Here is a 22557-nt window from a genome sequence, read left to right as displayed (position 1 = left end):
TAATGATGATTCATCGCTGACGTCACTGTCAGAGAATCATTTTACTTTTTCTTCATTACATCAATACTCTTTAATGACTCGCCGGTACCAATAGCAACACAGTCAAGGGGATCATTGGCAATAAATACTGGTACTTTAGTTGCATCTGCAATAACATCTGGTAAATGTTTTAATAATGCGCCTCCACCAGTTAATACAATCCCGTGATCAATAACATCGGCAGCAATTTCTGGAGAAGTTTCTTCAAGTGTTCCTTTAATTGCCGTAATAATACTATCAACAACATCTTGGAGGGCCGTTGAAACATCTTTTGCAGATACTTGCATTGTCTTTGGCAAGCCAGTCACAAGATCACGACCGCGAACTTGTGTTGTTCCCATTTCTTCAGCAGCTTCAACAGATGCAGAACCAATATCCCACTTAAGCTTTTCAGCTGTTCGTTCACCAATTAATAAATTCATATGTTGCCGAACATATTGAACAATCGCGTCATTCATCTTATCTCCTGCCATTCGGATTGAACGACTTGAGACAATACCACCTAATGAAATGGTAGCAACATCTGTAGTACCGCCACCAATATCAACAACCATACTACCAGTTGGATCCATAACCGGTAAGCCTGCTCCAATTGCTGCTGCAAATGGTTCTTCAATAACATAAGCATCGCGAGCACCTGCAACTCGAGTAGCATCAATCACTGCCCGCTTTTCAACTTCCGTGATCCCACTAGGAACACACACCATAACATATGGCTTACCATTATTTCCTAGTGCTTTATCAATATAATATTTCATCATTGCAACGGTTGTGTCGTAATCAGCAATAACACCGTCTTTCATTGGTCGGATAGCCACAATGCTCTCTGGCGTCCGTCCGATCATATCACGGGCATCACTGCCAACAGCGATTACTTCGTTAGTCTTAGAATTACGAGCAACAACTGATGGTTCTCTTAATACAATTCCCTTACCTTCAAGATAGACAATTGTATTAGCAGTTCCAAGGTCAATGCCAAGATTTTTTGTTCCAATTCCTAGCAATCTGCTTCTTCCCTTCGTCTTAAAATCAAATTAATATCGTGCATATTATACCATAGCCACTCGGTACATACGAACATTAATATACATTAATACGAACAAAGAGACCGTAATTATTGCAATAAATTAAAAGTTTCTTTACTTTTTAAGCTCATTAACGAGACTAGCTTCACGCCAACTATGATATGTATCGCGACCAATAATCATAAAGTCAACCAAATGAAGCCCGATAATCTCGCACCCTCGTTCTAAGCGCCGAGTAAAAGCTTCATCTTGTTTGGAAGGATGAATGTCTCCCGTCGGATGATTGTGGATCATAATAATTCCTTGGGCTGAACACCGGAGTGCATATTGAAAAATCTTATCAGGATAAAGAATACATTCACATCCGCCACCCACAAACAAAATTTTCCAATCAATTATCTCATTATGGATATCTGTACAGGCAATACAGACACTTTCTTGCTCCTCACTTTGAAAATGATCGACCATCTTGCGGCCTAATTCGATGCTCGAATAAGCATGGCCGATAATTTCTTCGTGACTTTTAGTTACCATCTTTCCTAGTTCAATTGCAGCAAAAAAATTAAACATTTCTGGTGCCCATTCATTTATTTCATTTTTTTCAACACGTGAAAGTCGTTTGACTGCTAGGGGATTAGGACACTTACGTAAGAAACGTTGACATAATTCCTGTTTCTTATCTCCCAATTTATCAGGAATAGCCGTCCAGACTAATTTTGTATATTCGTTAATCACTTCATTTTCCATAAATAATTCTCCTTTTTACACTCTATATATTTAAATACGGAAAATTTGTGCTTTTACACTTTTTAATTTAAAAAGAATTTACGAACATCTGAAACAAAATAAAGAGAACCAGTAATAATCATTACATCGTCCGCACTCATTTGACTTGCCACCTGTCCAATTCCTAATCGCCAGTCGTTAATAATCTGAATGGGGTATTTAGTTGGAATATCAGCAACAGCTTTGGCTAAGTCTGCGCTTGGTCGTTTAGGACCGGGGCCAGCAAAGTGCGTAACGGTTAAGTGAATATTTCCTAAACTTGCTAATTCACCAAGCATTAATTCATATTGCTTATCAGCCAGAATCGCCACCAAGAGATAAACTTCCCGATCGACAAAATCGTTCTTAATAGTATGAACGAGAGCTTGGATACCAGGAAGGTTATGAGCACCGTCTAATAAGACGAGGGGGGTAGTATTTATTTCTTCTAATCGCCCCGGCCAAGCAGCATTTTCTAATCCCGCGATCAAAGCACGACGATCAATTGCCAGTTCATGCTTCTCCATAAAAAGCTCAACAGCCATCAAAGCAACTGCTGCGTTTTCTATCTGATAGTCGCCCGGCAAGCCAAGAATTGTTTCTATTTTTTTCAGATTTTTTCCTTGATACCGAATTTTCGCGTGGAACTGATGACCATTAAGTTTGTGAACAGTAAAGTCTTTTCCTAATTCAAAAACCGGAGATTTTTTCTCCTTTGCATCTGCAAGAATAGTTTCGCGCGCTTCTATTGGGAGAGCACCTAAAACAACTGGGACACCTTTTTTGATTATTCCTGCTTTTTGGGATGCAATCTTAGTTAAAGTATTACCTAAATACTTCATATGATCCCAGCCAACTGTCGTGATCACGCTAACAACTGGCGTAATTACATTGGTAGAATCATATAGTCCCCCAATTCCTACTTCAAGCAATACAACATCAGGCTTCTTTTCAGCCATGTAGCAAAACATTAATGCTGTATCAATTTCAAATTCAGTTGGTCCGCCTGTTTCCAATGTATCATCAAGTTTTTTAACAAATGGGGCGATTTTTTGAACTAATCTTAAAAGGTCATCATCGCTAATTGGGATTCCATTGTACTCAATCCGTTCATTAAATCGCGTAATAAAAGGCGATGTAAAACTTCCAACAGTCAGGCCGCTTTCCAGTAAAGCAGACCTCATCATTGCAACAGTTGATCCTTTGCCATTAGTTCCTGTAACGTGAATGTATTTAAGTCCTTCTTGTGGGTTTCCTAATTCTGCCAAGAATCGTTTCATCCGTGTGAGTGTTGGAATTTTCTTGAATTGTGTTCGTCCATGAATAAAAGATAATGCTTCATCATAAGTTTTAATCATTTATTTCACCCTTTATTTATTATCGCCATACCTTTTTAGCATATAAGTATAAAAACGAGGCTGTTGAAAAAACAAAAGTTTTTTCTCAGCCTCATTCATTTTCTAGTGATATAAGTCAAAGCGTCCTTTAGCAAATAGCTCTTTCAAACCACCTGTTTCTAACAAGGAACGGTCTGCAATAATTTTCTTCATTGCTGAAGCAGGATATCCACGTAATTCGTGCCCCATTGCTTCACCAAATGCTCGTGTATTACCAACAGAAGCAACAGTTCCTAATGACTTGTAGGTAAACGGTTTAGCTTCATGTTTGCCAGTCTTAATACGGCTAACAATATCTTCAGCTGTGTAATCAGCCATTGCTAGGGCGATTTGTGCAGTGGTTGGGTATGGGCGTTTACCATCCGGTGGCATTACAGCAGCAACATCCCCAACGATGTAAATATCATCGTGCTTAGGATCTGTTAAGTGGTCAGTAACGATTACCCGACCACGCTTAGCATCAAAACCGCATTCTTCCATCAATGGATTACCACTTACTCCAGTTGTCCAGATAATTGTACCAGCAGTAAGTGACTCTTCATTATCATCGCCATGTTTGTAGATGACCTTGCCAGGTTCAATCTTGCTAATTCGTGAACCATCAAGTAGTTGGACGTTAAGGCTCTTAACAAGGTTCACCCCATATTCAGCAAGTTTTTCACTAAACATTGGAAGTAATCTTGTCGAAGCTTCAATCAGCGTGATTTTAATTTCATCTGGTGAAACCCCGGCAATTTTGGCATAACTTGCTCGAGCGTCAACAAGCGCCCCTGCTAATTCAATTCCAGTAAATCCACCACCACAAATAATAATTTGAAGATCATCTGGATTGTGAGTGGTACGATAATCTTTCATTTTAGCAATGATGTGGTCATAAATTGCTAAAGCTTCTTTAACATTAGTCATTGGTAATGCATTTTCTTTAGCACCAGGGATTCCAAATGTTTCTGAAACAAAACCGAGCCCTAATACACAATAATCATAGTGCAGTAGTTCTTCATGACCAGCAAGTTTAACCGTCTTTTTATCAGGATCGATCTTTACAACTTCATCTTGAATAAAGGTAGTAATTTGTGGATTAATCACATCACTAATTGGATAAGTGATCCTTGAAGCACTTTGCGTTCCCGCAGCAGCTTCGTGTAAATCAGTAGCTTCATAATGATAATTATTACGATCAACTAATGTAATATGAACATTATTTTTCAGCTTTTTTTGTAATAATACGACCGTCTTTAAGCCAGCGTAACCAGCTCCAAGTACAACAACTTCTTTCATTACTATTCATCCCTTCATCAATAGTCCTATTTATTATAACATTTCTAAACTAGCTAGATACCCTCATCTGCCATTTTTAACGCCCGGTAATGTTCGTTTGTTTTTTGTAATTCTACCGGGCTACCTTGCATTGTAATTTTACCATTTTCAATAAAAACAACTTGATCCATCATTTCTATTCCTTGTAAATGGTGAGTAATCCAAATCAAAGTTTTTCCTTGTAGCTGCTTCATAAATGTCTCAATTACCTTTTCTTCTGTTACCGGGTCTAATCCGACAGTTGGTTCGTCTAAAAGGATAATGGGTGCATCCTTGAGCAAAATCCGTGCAAGAGACAACCGGTGACGCTCTCCGCCAGAAAACCGTAACCCTGCCTCATCAACCATCGTATGAAGTCCTTTTGGCAGTCGCCTAATCATAGCAGCCAACCCAACGCGTTCAAGAACATCCCATACTTGATCCTCTGTCGCATTCTCGTTCCCTAAACGAATATTATTTAAAATTGTGGTATGAAATAGATATGGTGATTGGTGAACGATCCCAATATAATCCGAAATCTCATCACCAAATTCGTCTGTTGGCACATTATTAAGAGTAACAGTGCCCAATGTAGGCTTCCGATCTCCCCGAATTAAACTAGCTAACGTACTCTTTCCAGCCCCACTACGACCAAGAATGGCAAGCTTTTCACCTGGATTCACATTAAGATTAATTCCCTGCAAGATCATCTTCTCCGTTTTGGGATAGCGATAATAAACATCTGTAATTTTAAGATGATAAGGAGCAGCAATATCAATATTAGTTTTAGAAGGAGCTGGCGGTTGCGGCAATTCATTCAATCGCTTTAATGAATCCGTATATACATTAGTTTCTTGAGCAGCTGCCGGCAAGCTAGACAACACTTCATCAAGGGGAAAGACACAAAGAACAAAGGCCGCAATCCAATTTGCACTACCTCCCCAATGACCGCCAAAACGCGCTGTTCCCCATATAATAAGACTAACAACCACTAATAAAATCATTACCTGAAGAATAAAATCACGCCAATGTTCAAAACGTTTCATCGCTTTTTGAGATGCTAATACGTTTTTCTCGCTTTGGTCATAGTGCTGCAGATAATCCGCACTTCGCCCCGCAAATACCCAGTCTGTAATCCCCATGATATTATCAGTAAGATCAGCATACAAGGTATTGGTATATTGCTTTTCTAGTTGCTGACGCGCACCATTAACAAGCACTGACCACACGGGAACAGCAATAATAATTAAGCCGAATAGAACTAACATTAAAAGTCCCATAAGCGGAGAGATTACCCCCATTCCAATAACGATAATGGCATAAAGCCCAAATGCAACTAGCATCGGAAAAATCGTTCGTAAATACAAATTTTGAATGTGGGCAACGTCCTCTGAAAGTAACCCAAGAATGTCTCCAATCCGATACTTACTATTAAAGAAAACAGCATCCTGCTCTAACGAATCATAAAGCTTTTTACGAAATGCAGAAGTCATTTTAAGAACCCAATTATGACTAACCAATCGTTCAAAATAATTAGTCACCGGTCTAAAAATCCCAAAGGCACGAGTAAGAACGATGGGAACATATACTAACAAAATATTAAAAGGCATCGTTGCGGACTTACTGATTAAGTAGCCCGCAGTGAACATCAATCCACTAGCACAAATAAAGGTAACAATCCCAAGGGTAATTGCTAATACCAAGGTCCACTTGTAACGCTTCAGGAAGGGTTTCACCCACCGATCATGTTTCATTGCTTTAAGTAAAGGAATCTTATTCATGGGTTATCTCCTTTCCGCGTGTTTGGTCCATCAATTCTGTAAAATAACCATGTTCATCAAGCAATTGCTGATACGTTCCTTGTTCAATTAGCTTGCCATTCTTCAATACTAAAATGTAGTCCATCTGCTTCATCCAATGCAAACGGTGGGTAGCAAAAAAGACTAACCTATTTTTCATTAAAGGAAGCATTCTTTTTTTCAACTCTAGTTCGGTCTCAATATCGAGGTGGGCGGTCGGCTCATCAAAAATCATTACCCGGCGTTCTGGATCAAGGAATGCTCGAGCTAAAGCAATTCGCTGTGCCTGACCACCACTTAATGCTCTGTGGCCGCTGCCAATCATTGTCTCTAAGCCTCGAGGTAATTCAGCAACAAGATTATCTAAGCCGACAACATGAATTGCTTCTTTTATTTTATCTTCACTGACATTTGGAGTATAAAAGGCAATATTATTTTTTAACGTATCTGCAAAAATATAAGGAGTCTGTGGAATGTAGAGAATCTGTTTTTGCCAGTCATAGATATCCAAAGTCGTTACTTTTTTCCCTTGAATGGTAATTTGACCACTTGTTGGCGCCAAAAAGCCACTCAAAAGATTAATTAAAGTTGTTTTTCCGGCTCCACTCATTCCAATAATGCCAATTTTTTGATTTCCCTTAACTGTTAAATCAAGGTTTGTTAATTCACTGCCATTTTGAGGATACATAAACTCGATATTCTCAAGACTTAACTCATCTACTCCTGTCCACTGGTGTAATTCAACAGTCGACCGCTTTGGTAATGGCATCTCAAGAATTCGTCGAACAGCATGAAATGAATTTTTACCATTCAACGTTGCATGATAATCACTTGCAAAGTTCCTAATCGGCAAAAAATACTCAGGTGCCAAGATCAGAATTGCTAATGCCGGGAATAACAATAAGTGACCATTAATTAACCGTAAGCCAAGAAAGACCGCTAAGATTGCAATAGCTAATGTGGTAAAAAAATCAAGAGCAAACGTTGATAACATCGCTACTTTAATCACGCTCATTGTTGATTTTCGAAAACGTTCACTTGACCGATAAATACTTTGCGAATACTTCTTACTAAGACCAAAGTACTTCAATGTATCAATTCCCCGCAAAGAATCAATAAAATGATTGGACAGTATTTGAAAAGCTGCAAATTGGCGATCAGCTTTGGCCTTCGCCGCATAACCTAAAATAATCATAAATAAAACAATCAAAGGATAAACTAACAGCATAACAATACCAGAAATCCAATCAAGCCAAAAACAGATAACCAAAATAATGACTGGAATAATCATCATGCTGATCACCTTGCTATAAATAAGTCGAATATAATTTTCAACTTCTTTAATACCATCAAGAGCCAAAGTAACCATATTACCGGTTCCCTCTCGCTGAACAATTACTGGTCCAAGTGCAAAGACTTTTTTTAATAATTGCTGACGAAAATTTTGCGCAGCACCAGCTGAATACTTATCAAGCCAATTATTAGCGATTTCGGTTAGCCCATGGCGCAAAAGGTAGCAAACAATAAATCCACTTAAGCCATATATTTGACTTAGGAGCGAATGTCCTTGCCATAAGCCTGTTAGTAAAGCAGCCAAACTCAATCCCTGACCAAGGATAAGAAAAGCTTGCAGGACATAAAGCCCCACAAGCTTAATCATGATATGTCTGCTCCCCTCGATTTTGAAGAGTAGTCGATCAATCATAAATTTTATTTAACCTCCGGAATAGCCGGCATTGCAATCCGTTTACGGAAAATCCAGTAAGCCCAGATTGTATATGCCAAAACAAATGGTAAAAGACAGCAAGTAGCAATTGTCATCACTGTTAACGTATATTCTGTTGAGGAAGCATTTTGAATAAGAATGCTGTACTTCGGACTAATGCTACTAATTAGTACCCGTGGGAAGAGACCAATAAAGATCAATACAACCAATGATACTAAGGTTAACCCACTTGAAATAAATGCAACCAGTTCATGACCAGCAAAGGTTTCCGCTTGAGCCAAAACTGAGAAGCCAACAATCAATACAAGCATGATGATTGTGCCAACTGGGTGGACAGCCATAAAGTCAGTCATAAAGATTAATAATAATGCAAAGACAACTTCGCCAGCATAAAGAATCCAGTACAAAAATTCAGCGTAGTTCCGAGCTCGTTCTTGAACCGGACCAGTAGTCTTCAAAGCAACATAATTAATTCCATGTAAGTAGGTTAATAGCAATAAGGCAATTCCGCCAACAACTGAAAGCCAGTTGAAATAATCAAAGAATCCAGCATGGAAATTACCATTAGCATCAATTGGCATTCCATGAATCATGCTAACAAACATAATACCGAGGAAAAATGGAACGATGGCACTACCAATTGCTAATGCCCAATCCCAAATCCGCTTTTGTGGCATTGGACTATTTTTGCGAAATTCAAAAGAAACACCACGAATAATTAAACCAGCTAGAATAATCATTAAGATTAAGTAATATCCACTGAAAAGACTAGCGTACCAGTATGGGAAAGAGGCAAACATTGCACCACCAGCAGTGATTAACCACACTTCATTTGCATCCCAAACCGGTCCAATTGTCCGCACAAGTTGATCACGCTCTGATTCATTATGAGCAAGTGTTTCGACCGCCATTCCTACCCCATAATCAAATCCATCTAGGAAGAAGAAGCCGGCAAAAAGCACTCCAATCAATACAAACCATAATAATTGAAGAAAACTCATCTAGAACGCCTCCTTGTCAAATGGGTCCAGAACCTTCTTGAATTTAGGTTCAATTGCTTCCGATGGATCTTTACGTAACTCAAGAACAATTAACCAAATTAATGTAATTGCAAGAGTTGTAAATAATACAAAGTAAACAATATTTGATGTTAACAATGATCCAACCGAAACATTTGGCGATACACTTTCAGCAATTGTAAATAAGCCATAAACTGTCCATGGAATACGACCAAATTCTGTCACAAACCAACCAGCAGTATTACCGATAAATGGTAAGAAAGTGGTAATTGCAATACACCAAAGCGCCCAGCGTCGTTGTGCAAGTGGTTTCTTACTCTTTTCTCTGGTCATAATTAGACCAACTAATGAAACTAAGAAAATCCAAGCACCGACAGCACACATAATTCGGAAACTATAGAATAATGTATTTACTGGTGGATAGTAATCAAGATTCTTACCGTACTTTTTCTTATATTGGGCATTAAGTTCATTCATCCCGGTAACTGCACCAGTAGTTTTATGATATGACAAAATACTTAGAGCATATGGAATATCAATATTTCCTTTTACTTCATGGTCTTTCATATCAGCAATACCGACAATTGTCCATGGTGCATGCTTACCAGTAGTTGTGAAAACATCTTCAGTAGCTGCAAATTTCATTGGTTGTTCTTTGATTAAGTATTGCATCTGGGCATCCCCTAAGGCAATTCCACCAATAGAGAAAATCAATGAAATTAAAAGTCCCAACCGCATTGACTTCTTGTAAAACTTCTTATTAGCTTCAGAAAGTTTCTGATTCTTGAGAAGCTGAAATGCCGTTAAACCAGCAATAATAATTCCACCCATCATGATAGCATTAAGGATAACATGCCCAAATTCATACCATAATTGAGGATTTTTAAGCAATGCGCCAAAGTTGACCATTACTGCACGGCCACCCTTGATTTCATAACCAACTGGGTGTTGCATGAATGAGTTGGCGGTTAAAATCCATAAAGCAGATGTTAAAGAGCCAAAACTCGTCATCCAAATAAAGAAAAGGTGCAGCCCTGGCTTAACCTTTTTCCAGGTGAATACCCATAAGCCAATAAATGTTGATTCAATAAAGAATGATAGCAAAGCTTCGAGAGCTAACGGGGCACCAAAGATATCACCCATAAATCGTGAGTAATCCGACCAGTTCATTCCGAATTGGAACTCCTGAATCAAACCTGTAACAACACCAACCGCAAAACTAAGTAAGAAAATATTTCCCCAAAATTTTGCCATTTTTTTGTATGTTTCGTCTTTAGTTGAGACGTACATACTTTCCATAATGGCGACGATAAAAGCTGTTCCAATCGAAAATGGAACAAAGAAGAAGTGGTAAACCGTCGTCATGGCAAATTGGAAACGTGCCAGACTAAGAATAGTCATTATAAATACCTCCCTCCGAAGTACATCAATAAAAAGAATAGTTGAAACCGTTTCCTGTTTCTCCACAATTAATCATAATACTTGCGATAAATAATTACAATAAATAAATGGCAAATATGTGAAATAATTTCTAAATAAAACGCTTAACTATCAACTTTTATTCCTTATCGAATGATAAAGATTTTAGAACGATGTATGATTGCTTTTTCATATTAACTAAAAAAGGAATCAGCAATTGCCAATTCCTTTTTAATCTAATTTTAAACTATATTTATAAACATTACGTCAAATAGTATCTCCACAGTAGGTTCATCGATTTAATAAAATGATATATTTTTTCATTTATCATTAAAAATGTTAATTATCCTACTATAAATTGATACTATGCTTGTTGTAATGATTGAAGTCGTTCCTTAGCAGCTGCTAATTTTTGTTGCCATTCTGTTGCCTTTTGCCGTTCGGCTTCAACAACCTTTTCCGGTGCGTTATTAACAAACTTTTCATTGCCAAGCTTCTTTTGTGAACGTTCTACTTCTTTTTCAAGTTTAGCAATTTCTTTTTTCATCCGATCTCGTTCTTCATCAAGATCAACCAATTCAGCCATTGGGATGTAAACTTCTGCTCCTGTTAAAATCCCGCTCATCGCAAGCTTAGGAGCTTCAACATCCTTACCAATAGTTAAGTTTTCTGGATGACAGAAACGTTCAATATAGTCACGATTATCATTCAACATCTGAGCCAAGTGATCGTTATCAACCTTTACCAGAATATCAACTGGTTTAGACATTGGTGCATTAGCTTCATTTCGAATGTTCCGAACAGCCTTAATCAATTCAATCAAACTATTCATTTGTTCAGTTGCGGCTGGATCATCAAGTTCGGCATTAGCAACTGGGTAATCTGCAACCATAATTGATTCACCATCATGCGGCATTGACTGCCATAATTTTTCGGTAACGAATGGCATGATTGGATGTAACATCTTCAAAGTCTGGTCAAGAACGTAACCAAGAATATTCTTAGTATCATTCTTTTCTTCGTCAGTCCCATTATTGAGCTTTTCCTTGGTCATTTCGATATACCAGTCACAGAAATCATTCCAGATGAAATTGTAAAGCGCCCGACCAGCTTCACCAAATTCAAACTTGTCAAACTGTTCGTTAACCTGCTTTACAGTTGCATTTAACCGACTCAAAATCCACCGGTCAGCTAAATCCCACTTACTCTTATCAGGAAGGACAGGGGCAGGCATCTCACCAAGGTTCATGATAACGTAACGACTAGCGTTCCAAATCTTATTAATAAAGTTCCAAGCTGCATCCATCTTAGTGTAGCTAAAACGAATATCTTGACCTGGCGTTGAGCCAGTAATTAAGAACCACCGTAGGGCATCTACCCCGTACTTCTTGATAACATCCATTGGGTCAATACCATTTCCCAAGGATTTACTCATCTTTCGTCCTTGTTCATCACGAATCAAACCATGAAGAAGGACATTCTTAAATGGTGCCCGACCCGTAAATTCAAGCGATTGGAAAATCATCCGGGAAACCCAGAAGAAGATGATGTCATAACCAGTAACTAAAGTATTAGTTGGGAAGTAGCGCTTGAAGTCTGCTGAATCTGTATTAGGCCAACCCATTGTTGAGAATGGCCAAAGCGCACTGGAGAACCATGTATCAAGAACATCCTTATCTTGTTCCCAATTTTCGGCATCTTTAGGAGCTTCCATACCAACATAAACTTCGCCAGTTTGTTTGTTATACCAAGCTGGAATCCGGTGACCCCACCATAATTGACGAGAAATAACCCAATCATGAATATTTTCCATCCATTGCGTAAAGGTGTGTTCAAATCGTTCTGGAACGAAATTAACCCGGTCATCAGTATCTTGGTTTTTAAGAGCTGCTTCGGCTAATGGCTTCATCTTAACAAACCATTGTGTTGAAAGACGGGCTTCAACTTGTACCCCTGTCCGTTCTGAGTGACCAACAGAGTGAACAATTGGGTCAATCTTTAACATGTAACCTTGATCTTGAAGATCCTTAACGATTGCTTCACGAGCTTCAAAACGGTCCATACCTTCGTATTTACCAGCATTTTCGTTCATGGAAGCATCTTCATTCATTGTATTAAGTTCAGGAAGATTGTGACGCTTACCTACCTTGAAGTCGTTTGGATCATGAGCTGGGGTAATCTTAACCATCCCAGTACCAAATTCAGGTGTTACATAGTCATCAGCAATAATCTCAATTTCCCGGTTGACAAGTGGTACCATGACCTTCTTACCAACTAAGTCCTTGTAACGTTCATCATTAGGGTTAACGGCAACTGCTTCATCCCCGAACATTGTTTCTGGACGAGTAGTGGCAATTTCGATGTAATCCTTACCATTAAAAGTAGTGCCATCAGTAAATGGATACTTAACATGATAAAATGCACCCTTATCGTCCTTATGAATAACTTCAATATCTGATAAGGCCGTCCGTGCTTGTGGGTCCCAGTTGATGATGTAAGTTCCACGATAAATTAAGCCCTTATTGTAGAGATCAACAAAGACTTTCCGAACAGCCTTATTTAATCCTTCATCAAGGGTAAAACGCTCGCGGTCATAATCCACAGAAATACCCATCTTAGCCCACTGTTGGTGAATAATATCAGCATATTCATCTTTCCAGTCCCAAACTTGTTGAACAAACTTGTCACGGCCAAGGTCATAACGAGAAATTCCTTGTTTACGAAGACGGGCTTCAACTTTCGCCTGGGTGGCAATACCAGCATGGTCCATTCCAGGAACCCATAATACATCATAGCCTTGCATCCGCTTTTGTCGAATAATCATATCTTGTAAAGTTGTATCCCAAGCGTGGCCTAAGTGCAACTTACCAGTAACATTCGGTGGTGGAATAACAATTGAATATGGGTGAGCTTTTTTGTCACCACTTGGTTTAAAGAATCCTTGGTCAATCCACCATTGATAACGGCCTTCTTCAACCGCCGCTGGATCGTACTTGGTTGACATATCTTTTTCTGTCATGGCAGAAACTCCTTTCAGAAAGCAATCTTCATTTTTATTTTGTGCATTAACTAAAAAACGCCCTATCACAATCGATAGGACGAATCATCGCGGTACCACCTAATTTGAGTATAAAATACTCCACTTTATCATTTCATAACGGTAAATGAACCGGAATATACCTACTATTAATTTCAGTATATCAGCTCCCGAACTACCTTCATAAAGTTTAACTAATCCTCTCTCACTATCAGGATCTCGCTTTTTAGGTGCCGCTTTACTACTCTTTCGGTCAATGCTTATTAAAATGTATCATAGCTAAATTATCAAACCTCGTCAAGGCCTAATTAAAGTAATTCAGCAAAAACATCTTCATTTTGGTTTAAATAATCTTCACCAGGATGAATTTCCGTAATTTCAATCCCATCAAGAGCTCGTTGCATTAATCCTTCAATATCAAGTCGTTTTTCGTATTCACGAGCCCGCTCAACATTTGGCCGAGTTTTTGGCGATGGCGGTGTAAAGACAGTACAACAGTCTTCATATGGAAGAATTGAAAGATCATAGGTATCAATATCTTGGGCAATTTTAATGATTTCGGTCTTATCAAATGACAATACTGGTCGCAATACCGGATAAGAAGTTACATCATTAATCGCTAGCATACTTTCCATTGTCTGAGAAGCAACTTGACCTAATGATTCACCGTTAAAGATAGCCAGGCCATGACGTTTGATCATTAAGGCAGCTGCCAACCGAAGCATCATCCGCCGTTGAATCGTCATTAGGTAACCTTCAGGAACTTTTTCCTTGACTGTTTCCTGAATTTCAGCAAATGGCACCTGAATAAACTTAATACTTCCACTATATTTTGCAAGACGTTCAGTTAGTTGCTTGGCCTTTGCTAAAGCTTGGGGACTAGTATATGGCGGACTAAAGAAGTGAACCATTTCCATTGAAACACCACGCTTCATCCCCAAGTAAGCAGCTACTGGTGAATCAATTCCACCAGACATCATCATCATTCCCTTACCAGCAGTACCGACTGGCAAGCCACCAGCACCCTTAATCGTTTCACTTGAAAGGAAAATTCCATTAAGGCGGATCTCAACTCGTAAAGTTAGGTCCGGATGGTGAACATCAACTTTTAATTTATCAGGAAACTTATCTAAGAGGTATCCTCCTAGCTTGTTGTTCATTTCAAATGTATCAATTGCAAATTGGTGATCCGACCGACGAGTTTCCACTTTAAAGGTAATTGGTTTATCTACTTGTTCAGCGATCATTTGAGCGGCTGCCTCTGCAGTTGCTTCAAAAGTCTTATCAACTTTAATTGATGGAGAAAAGTTTTGAATCCCAAACACTAACTTCAAGCGATTCATCACTTGATCATAGTCAGCTCCATTTAATTCAACATGTAACCGATCACGTTGTGCATGCACCTTTACTTGGTCAAAACTATGAAGGGCCTTTCGTACGTTTACCCCTAAACGATCAATAAAGGACTTTTTATTATGTCCCTTTGTCGAAAGCTCACCATAGCGAACCATGATTTCTGTATATTGCACGTTATGTCCTCCTTTCAGATTTTATTCAATAATTTTCTTAAAACCAGCGTATAGTTCATCAAATGTTTTATTGAACTGATCAGCTTCTTCAAGGGTATTTTGATCCCCAAGACTAATCCGAACTGCACTTGTCGCAATATTTTCTGGAACCTTCATGGCAGCTAATGTTCCAGCTTCGGAATGCTTTTTAGACGAGCAAGCACTAGTAGTTGAAATATAGATATCCTTGTCTTCAAAGGCATGAACAATCGTTTCGCCCCGAACTCCTACAATTGCAAAGCACAGTACATGGGAAGCGAAACCTTGATCGCGGCCAGAAATCACTTTTACATGATCAAATTTACTTAAATGGTCGTAAATCCGTTCTTTGATTGCTTGTTCACGTTTGACTGATTCTGCTTCATTTTCCTTTACCAACCGAATTGCTTTTGCCATTGCAACATTACCAGGTGTATTTTCTGTTCCATTTCGTAGTGTCCGCTCTTGACCGCCACCAGCAATCAAGGGCTCTAACTTACGACCACTCTTGACGTAAACAAAACCGGTTCCTCGTGGGGCATGAAATTTATGACCAGAAAAAGTAGCAAAATCAACGCGATCACTAAATACTTGGTCATCTAATCCCTTACCAATTGCCTGAACAGCATCCACCATAAAGTGAATATTGGGATAATCTTTAAGGATTTCTCCCACTTCTTTAATTGGCTGAATCGTTCCAATTTCATTATTAACCGCCATGATAGACACTAAAATAGTATCTGGACGAATAGCGGCTTTTACATCAGCAGGATTTATCCGTCCTTCTTTATCGACAGGGAGATAAGTAACCTCAAATCCGAAATCTTTTAGTTGCTCTAAGGCATTTTTTACCGCCGCATGTTCAACACTGGTCGTAATAATGTGTTTGCCAAAACGGTGCTTAGCCATTGCAGTGCCCTTGATTACCCAGTTATCTCCTTCAGAACCACCACTAGTAAAAATAATCTCACTAGGTTTAACTCCGAATAGCTTTGCAATCTGTTGGCGTGCCTGTTCTTGAAGGTTCCAGGCATTTTCACCAAAATTATGTAAACTGCTTGGATTCCCCCAAATCTTTTGGCTCACGGTTTCGTATGTCGACAAAACATCCGGTAGTATCTTTGTCGTCGCACTATTATCAAAATAGATCATACTAATTTCCTTCCTAAAATAATACACAGGGTTGTTACAAATGGGTAACCTACTCTGATTATGATTTCAACAGTATAGGATAGGCTACTGCTGAAGATTTCGACTCTTCTTAAAACGGTTTTATATTATAACAGAAAATTAGCTATTAGGCATTAATTATCACTATCATTTAATAAGAAAAGAGGAAATTAGAATTCTTTGCCTAATTTCCTCTCAGAGCTTTTAATTTTTACCAATTTCACGATAATAGGTATCTTCAATTCGTTTGTAGCTACCAGGTTCTATTTCCTCTAAAACGGTCGCAATTGCCTCTAAACTTGCAGTGTAGTTAAACTGCTTAAAAAGTTCTTGGGATTTTTTAGCTGCCGCTGCAATCTTTTCGTTATCACTAAAACGGTTCGCATATTGTTGGAATCGTTCAGTTAATTCCGCACTATCACGAAGAATATCAGTCTTGTCATTTAATGTGTCTAGGTCTGACTCAACGATAATTAGTTGCTTCGTAATCTCATCCATATTGATCTTATATTCATTCAATTCATCAGCTAACTTTTTAATCTCATCACTTACACCAAAGAAGTAATCTAAGTAATCTTTAGGTAAGCCAGGAAGATTCAATTGCTCTACTTGCCGATGAATTGTACGAATCTGGGTGGAATATTTTTGAAGCATTTGGCGGGCGCGTTGTTCATCAGTCTGCAATTTAGCAACTTCATCGTTAAGTTTTTCTTGGCTTTTTTCAATCTCAGTCAAGTTCTTTTGATTAGACTTTTGCCGATCAAGCACCTGACTATAAACAGCAGTTTTATTAGCGACTGCTTCTGCGTCATCACGATACTGCTTAATAATTGCTTTAATTTGTTCACCAAGTTCACGAACGGTTTCTTGTTCATGATTAGTAAGTGTGTAATTCAAACTTAACCGGTCTAATTCTACACCAAGTTCGTCATTTTGCCGTTGAGCGTGTTTTGTGAAGTCCTTCATCACTTCAATCAAATGAACAGCCTCATTTTTAGCATCAATTTCTTTCTGCATTACCCCATATAAGTAATCAATCTGATCACTAAGATCTTTATTAGATTGTTCCACAACATCTAATTGTAAATTGTTAAGTTGGTCAATCGTCTGATCCAGTTTAGCTTGGAGCTGTTCAATTTGCTTATCAATATTTTTCTCCGTAAAGTGGAAATTTTGCTTTACAAGTGTCTCATAACCACTTTTTAGCTCGGATAATTGTTCTGGAAACTCGGTTGCAATTGGCTTATAGAGCTGAGGAATCTTCTTAAGATCTTGTTCAAATTTGTCGTTTTCAGATTGCAAATTGCTTAAAATTTCTTGGGCCGCTTCAATATCGCCCTTATTAGTTAAATCAGTAAATTGCGCGAATTGATCTTCCAATTCATTTAATCTGCTATTTAACTGTTTTTCACTGTCTCCATATTCGAAGCTCTTCTCATTTAGTTGCCGGTGGAATTGACGATATTTATTTTTAATCTGCTCAACCGCTTGCTTATGGGTATGTTGTTGTTGACGAAGATGTTGTAAGTCTTTTTGAATCTGTTGAAGAGTTGCCGTTAACTTTGCCAAATCCGCTTGCAGATCCCGAATCTGAGTGTTAATTGTCAGTAACTTGCTTGTCCGTGAATCTGCTAACAATTGGGGAGCTTGTTTATTAAAGACCGTGATTGCTGGTCGCACTTGTTTTTCATACTTGTTTTTAATTGCTTCAAATTGCTTTTTAGCATCCCCAATTAATTGCAATTCTTCAACATTCTTTATCTGCTGGTCAACTTTTTGATCTGCTAGCTTTTTCTCGCTTTCCATTAGGTCGTTGATCTGTTTAACAGCTCGTCGTTGATAAAAATATACGCAAGCTAATATTGCTACAACAATAATTAAAATACCAATCAATATTTGAAAAACCACTTTTTCCACCTACTATTTTTTATTGTTTATTGCTCTTGAACAATAATTATCCGTATAATCCTATTCAAAATTATAGCATACCACAATGAACGTGCTTTAAAAGATATGAAAAAACATCTACGTTTAATAAACTTTTATATTATTCATCATTCTGCTTAAAAAGTTACAAGGTTTCTAAAGAAAAGATTGACTTATTATTATAAAACGTTGTACACTAGGCTTTGTGTAAAATAATGCAGCAGTGAGGAGCAAGCTCGTCAACAGACTGGTGCCAAACGGTGTTTTTAGTAACCCGGCTGCTAGGGTGAAAGATTCAAATCAGCCTGCACGAATGCCAAGCTCACAATCGGATTATTTTACTCCAACTAAAATTATTGGAGGAATTTATTTATGTCTCGTTACACTGGTCCAAGTTGGCGTGTTTCACGTCGTCTTGGCGTTTCACTTTCAGGTACTGGTAAAGAATTAGCACGTCGGGCTTACGCTCCTGGTGACCACGGTCGTGATCGTCGCGGCAAGCTTTCAGAATATGGTACACAATTACGTGAAAAGCAAAAGCTACGTTTTATGTACGGTATGACTGAACGTCAATTCTCAAACCTTTTCGTTCGTGCCGGTAAGATTAAGGAAGGTACTCACGGTGCCAACTTTATGGCATTGCTTGAACGTCGTCTTGATAACATGGTTTACCGTCTTGGTTTAGCCACTACTCGTCGTCAAGCTCGTCAATTAGTTAACCACGGCCACATCACTGTTGATGGTAAGCGTGTTGACATTCCATCATACGAAGTTAAGGTTGGTCAAATCATCGCCGTTCGTGACAAGTCTAAGAACTTAGACATCATCAAGAACGCTGTGGAAGCTGTTGTTTCTCGTCCTTCATACGTTGACTTTGATGCCGACAAGCTTGAAGGTAAACTTAACCGCATTCCAGCACGTGAAGATATGAACGCTGATATTGATGAAGCTCTTATCGTTGAATTCTACAACAAGTAATCACTAGGTATTACTTGTTGGTTCAACTCTAAAAAAGGCATTCTCCAGGAATTGGGAATGCCTTTTTATGTATCACCCTAAATCAAAACACCCTAAGATTGTTGAGCTTAAACAATCTTAGGGTGTTTTTCATTTTGGCAAAACATTTAAAATATACAGCAATGCAATAAAAACAAAAAACATACTCCACATTACAACGTTTACTTCTTTGCGACGTCCTGCAGCAACCATCAAGATCGGATACGTAAGAAAACCAAATGCAATCCCATAAGAAATGTTATAAGTTAGCGGAATTCCAATAGCAACCAAGAATGATGGCAAAGCAATTTCGAATTTATCCCATTCGATGTCTTTTAAGGCTGAAACCATTAATACTCCAACCACAATTAAGGCAGCCGCAGTCACTTGAGTAGTAACAACTTCGAGTAAAGGAGAAAATGCCATGCTTAAAACGAAAAGCGTCCCTGTTACAATCGCCGTCAAGCCAGTTTTCCCACCAACCGCAATACCAGCTGAAGATTCAACATAGGCAGAAGTTGGGGTTGTTCCCATTACCGCCCCTCCTAACATCGAAAGCGAATCGGCCATCAAAGCCCGACCAATCCGGGGCATTTTATTATCTTTCATTAAACCTGCTTCTTGGGCTAACCCAACCAAGGTTCCAGCAGTGTCAAAGAAAGCTACCAATAAGAAGATTAAGACAACAGCCCACATCTTCGGATCAGTCATTGTTGGCAAGAACTTAATCCCTACTCCAAAAGTTGGTTCTAAGCTAGGAGCCATTGAAATTAAATGATCCGGCATCTTAACCAATCCCGTTAATAAACCAAGAAGCGTTGTTACAACCAAGCCGATAAAAATTGCTCCTGGAACCTTTTTGACCATTAAAATTGCAATCAAGAAAATCCCAAAAATCGTAATCCAAGTTGTAGGCACTGTCAAAGACCCTAATTCAACTAATGATGATTTACTTGAAACAATGATTCCACCACCCTGCAAACCAACAAAAGAGATAAAAATTCCAATCCCCGCAGCTATTGCGTATTTCAAATCTTTAGGAATAGCATTAATTACAATTTCCCGTACTTTAAGGAAAGACAAGATCGTAAATAAGACAGAGGCAACAAAAACACCAGCCATTGCTTTTTGCCACGGAATTCCCATTGCTAATACGACCGAATAAGTGAAGAAAGCATTATCACCTAATCCCGGAGCAATCGCAATTGGATAATTAGCCAAAATTCCCATCAAAAAGCAGCCAATAATTGCTGATAAAGCAGTAGCAGTAAAAACCGCTCCTTTATCCATTCCGGCTACTCCTAGTACGCTCGGATTAACAAAAAGAATATAGGCCATTGAAACAAAAGTCGTCAATCCAGCTAAACATTCTTGTTTAATATTCGTGCCATTCTCTGATAAATGAAAGGTTCGGTCAATAAAACCGATTGTTCGTGTTTCTTCCAAAATACACACCCCAAACAAATATGATAGTGCGATTATTACATATATTTAAGAATAATTCAATGCAAATCTTTACTTTAAATTCGGATAAAGCAAAGATAATTAATGTTTTTCACTAAATAACGAACAATATATCTTTTAATCTATCTTTCAAGCTCGTTCATGTCTTATCTTCTATTTCATTTATACCAACATAGCAAGCTTTGATTATAATTTTTTTAATAGCACAATCGTTGCAAAAAAAAAAAGCATATAGTTGAAAGTGTAAATAATAATTATTATTTATAGACAATCAAATTTTCTTCAGTGCTGACAGCTTATTTTGTATTGCTTTTTGCCTTCGTTTTAATATGCATTCAACTTCTATAATTAACTATTTTAGTTATCACATATTAATTTTATTTAAGAATGCAAAAAAGAGACAATTAGTAAATTGACTAAGGAGGCTATCATTTATGGCAGGACTATATGGAAAAAATGATAAGGAAAAGCGTGATGTATTAGATCCAATTTTTGGCTCGTATACTTCTGATCATGCTTTATCAAAATACGAATTAAATCAAGAATCTGTTACTCCAGAAGTAGCTTATCGTATCGTAAAAGATCAACTAATTGATGAAGGCAACGCTCGTGAAAACCTAGCAACCTTCTGTCAAACATACATGGAACCTAAAGCAACGGAAATTATGGCAGAAACGATGCAAAAAAACGCTATCGACAAAGATGAATATCCGCGAACTGCTGAATTAGAAAACCGCTGTGTCAATATTATTGCTAATTTATGGCATGGTCAAAAAGATGAAGATTATATTGGAACTTCAACTGTTGGTTCTTCTGAAGGTTGTATGCTTGGTGGCTTGGCAATGAAATTTGCATGGCGCGAGCGTGCTAAAAAGTTAGGCCTTGACATTCATGCCCGAAAGCCAAATCTAGTAATATCATCCGGTTACCAAGTTTGCTGGGAAAAATTTGCAACCTATTTTGATGTTGAACTTCGAACCGTTCCAATGGATGAAGAACACCAATCACTTAATATGAATACTGTAATGGATTACGTTGATGAATATACTATTGGAATCGTTGGCATTATGGGTATTACTTATACCGGTCGTTACGATGATATTGCGAAATTAAATGATCTTGTTGAAGAATATAACAAAACTACTGACTATAAAGTATATATTCATGTTGATGCCGCTTCTGGTGGTTTCTATGCTCCATTTATGGAACCAGATATAAAATGGGACTTTCAACTTAAGAATGTTGTTTCAATTAATTCTTCTGGTCACAAGTACGGATTAGTTTATCCAGGAATTGGTTGGGTTCTTTGGCGTGATAAAAAGTTTCTACCTGAAAGCTTAATTTTCAAAGTCCAATACTTGGGCGGTGAATTGCCGACAATGGCGATTAATTTCTCACGCAGTGCTTCCCAAATCATTGGGCAATATTACAACTTTGTACGTTTTGGTTTTGATGGCTATCAAAAGATTCAAAAGCGTACTCATGATGTCGCCGTTTATCTCTCAACGGAAATTGAAAAAATGGGTATGTTTGAAATGGTTAATGATGGATCACAACTTCCAATTATCTGTTATAAGCTAAAAGATCTAACTGCTCAAAATTGGTCATTATACGACTTAGCTGATCGTCTACGAATGCAAGGTTGGCAAGTCCCTGCCTACCCTCTACCGAAGAATTTAGATACAGTAGAAGTGCAAAGAATTGTATGTCGAGCAGATTTCGGGATGAGCCGAGCACATGAATTTATTGATGATATGCAACGTGATATTAAAGCTTTAAACAACTCGACTTTAGTTGGAAAAAAAACAACTGAACTTAAAAAGTATGGCTTTGCACATTAATTTTTAAGACTGCATTTGTTCTACATAGTTAAGCCTTGGTGAAAGCTTTTTAATTATGTAGAACATTTTTTATATCACCTAAATGAAAAAG

15 protein-coding genes and 1 other annotated feature are annotated in these 22557 nt (G+C 38.1%); of the genes, 2 read left to right on the top strand and 13 right to left on the bottom strand.

Annotated elements, in window-relative coordinates:
* Positions 1–41: 41 nt before the first annotated feature.
* The 12 genes from H5S10_RS03610 to ezrA form a co-directional block, all read right to left on the bottom strand.
* A complete protein-coding gene (locus tag H5S10_RS03610) occupies positions 42–1043 on the bottom strand; it encodes a rod shape-determining protein (RefSeq protein WP_003666650.1) in 1002 nt (333 codons plus the stop codon).
* A 135-nt stretch (positions 1044–1178) separates the two neighbouring features.
* Positions 1179–1811 (bottom strand): JAB domain-containing protein, encoded by a 633-nt coding sequence (locus tag H5S10_RS03605; protein WP_182588732.1) that lies wholly within the window; start codon positions 1809–1811, stop codon positions 1179–1181.
* 62 nt (positions 1812–1873) lie between these two features.
* The gene (locus tag H5S10_RS03600) at positions 1874–3187 is read right to left on the bottom strand and encodes a bifunctional folylpolyglutamate synthase/dihydrofolate synthase (protein WP_182588731.1); all 1314 of its coding nucleotides are present in this window, start codon (positions 3185–3187) and stop codon (positions 1874–1876) included.
* A 102-nt stretch (positions 3188–3289) separates the two neighbouring features.
* Entirely contained in the window at positions 3290–4504 is a 1215-nt protein-coding gene (locus H5S10_RS03595; RefSeq protein WP_182588729.1) for an NAD(P)/FAD-dependent oxidoreductase, read from the bottom strand.
* 53 nt (positions 4505–4557) lie between these two features.
* On the bottom strand, positions 4558–6303 hold the full coding sequence (cydC, locus tag H5S10_RS03590) for a thiol reductant ABC exporter subunit CydC (protein WP_182588727.1): 1746 nt from the start codon (positions 6301–6303) through the stop codon (positions 4558–4560).
* Positions 6296–8026: a thiol reductant ABC exporter subunit CydD gene (cydD, locus tag H5S10_RS03585; protein ID WP_182588725.1), complete on the bottom strand. Its 1731-nt coding sequence runs from the start codon at positions 8024–8026 to the stop codon at positions 6296–6298. Before cydD ends, cydC begins: the two co-directional genes overlap by 8 nt.
* 5 nt (positions 8027–8031) lie before the next feature.
* A complete protein-coding gene (gene cydB / locus H5S10_RS03580) occupies positions 8032–9048 on the bottom strand; it encodes a cytochrome d ubiquinol oxidase subunit II (protein WP_182586031.1) in 1017 nt (338 codons plus the stop codon).
* Positions 9049–10467, bottom strand: coding sequence for a cytochrome ubiquinol oxidase subunit I (locus tag H5S10_RS03575; RefSeq protein ID WP_003666643.1), 1419 nt, complete (start codon positions 10465–10467; stop codon positions 9049–9051).
* 382 nt (positions 10468–10849) lie between these two features.
* Positions 10850–13504, bottom strand: a complete 2655-nt coding sequence (locus H5S10_RS03570; RefSeq protein ID WP_182586030.1) for a valine--tRNA ligase — start codon at positions 13502–13504, stop codon at positions 10850–10852.
* 72 nt (positions 13505–13576) lie between these two features.
* Positions 13577–13788 (bottom strand) — a binding site (T-box leader).
* 42 nt (positions 13789–13830) lie between these two features.
* The gene (gene thiI, locus H5S10_RS03565; protein WP_003666641.1) at positions 13831–15051 is read right to left on the bottom strand and encodes a tRNA uracil 4-sulfurtransferase ThiI; all 1221 of its coding nucleotides are present in this window, start codon (positions 15049–15051) and stop codon (positions 13831–13833) included.
* A 21-nt stretch (positions 15052–15072) separates the two neighbouring features.
* Positions 15073–16221 carry a cysteine desulfurase family protein gene (locus tag H5S10_RS03560; protein ID WP_182586028.1) on the bottom strand — a complete coding sequence of 383 codons (1149 nt, stop codon included), beginning with the start codon at positions 16219–16221 and terminating at the stop codon, positions 15073–15075.
* A 222-nt stretch (positions 16222–16443) separates the two neighbouring features.
* Positions 16444–18147 (bottom strand): septation ring formation regulator EzrA, encoded by a 1704-nt coding sequence (gene ezrA / locus H5S10_RS03555; RefSeq protein ID WP_325064750.1) that lies wholly within the window; start codon positions 18145–18147, stop codon positions 16444–16446.
* Positions 18148–18537: 390 nt separating this feature from the next.
* On the opposite strand from ezrA, the gene rpsD reads away from it, so the two are divergent.
* On the top strand, positions 18538–19143 hold the full coding sequence (gene rpsD / locus H5S10_RS03550) for a 30S ribosomal protein S4 (RefSeq protein WP_003666632.1): 606 nt from the start codon (positions 18538–18540) through the stop codon (positions 19141–19143).
* Between the two features lie 129 nt (positions 19144–19272).
* Here rpsD and H5S10_RS03545 read toward each other — a convergent pair whose 3' ends face one another.
* Positions 19273–20607 (bottom strand): NCS2 family permease, encoded by a 1335-nt coding sequence (locus H5S10_RS03545; protein ID WP_182588721.1) that lies wholly within the window; start codon positions 20605–20607, stop codon positions 19273–19275.
* A gap of 452 nt (positions 20608–21059) precedes the next feature.
* On the opposite strand from H5S10_RS03545, the gene H5S10_RS03540 reads away from it, so the two are divergent.
* Positions 21060–22466 (top strand): glutamate decarboxylase, encoded by a 1407-nt coding sequence (locus H5S10_RS03540; RefSeq protein WP_182586026.1) that lies wholly within the window; start codon positions 21060–21062, stop codon positions 22464–22466.
* The last annotated feature ends 91 nt before the right edge of the window (positions 22467–22557 follow it).

This window comes from Limosilactobacillus balticus, assembly GCF_014145615.1.
GTDB classification, from domain to species: Bacteria; Bacillota; Bacilli; order Lactobacillales; family Lactobacillaceae; genus Limosilactobacillus; species Limosilactobacillus balticus.
Note: the sequence above shows the minus strand (reverse complement) of the source record. Positions and strands in the feature narration are given on the sequence as shown.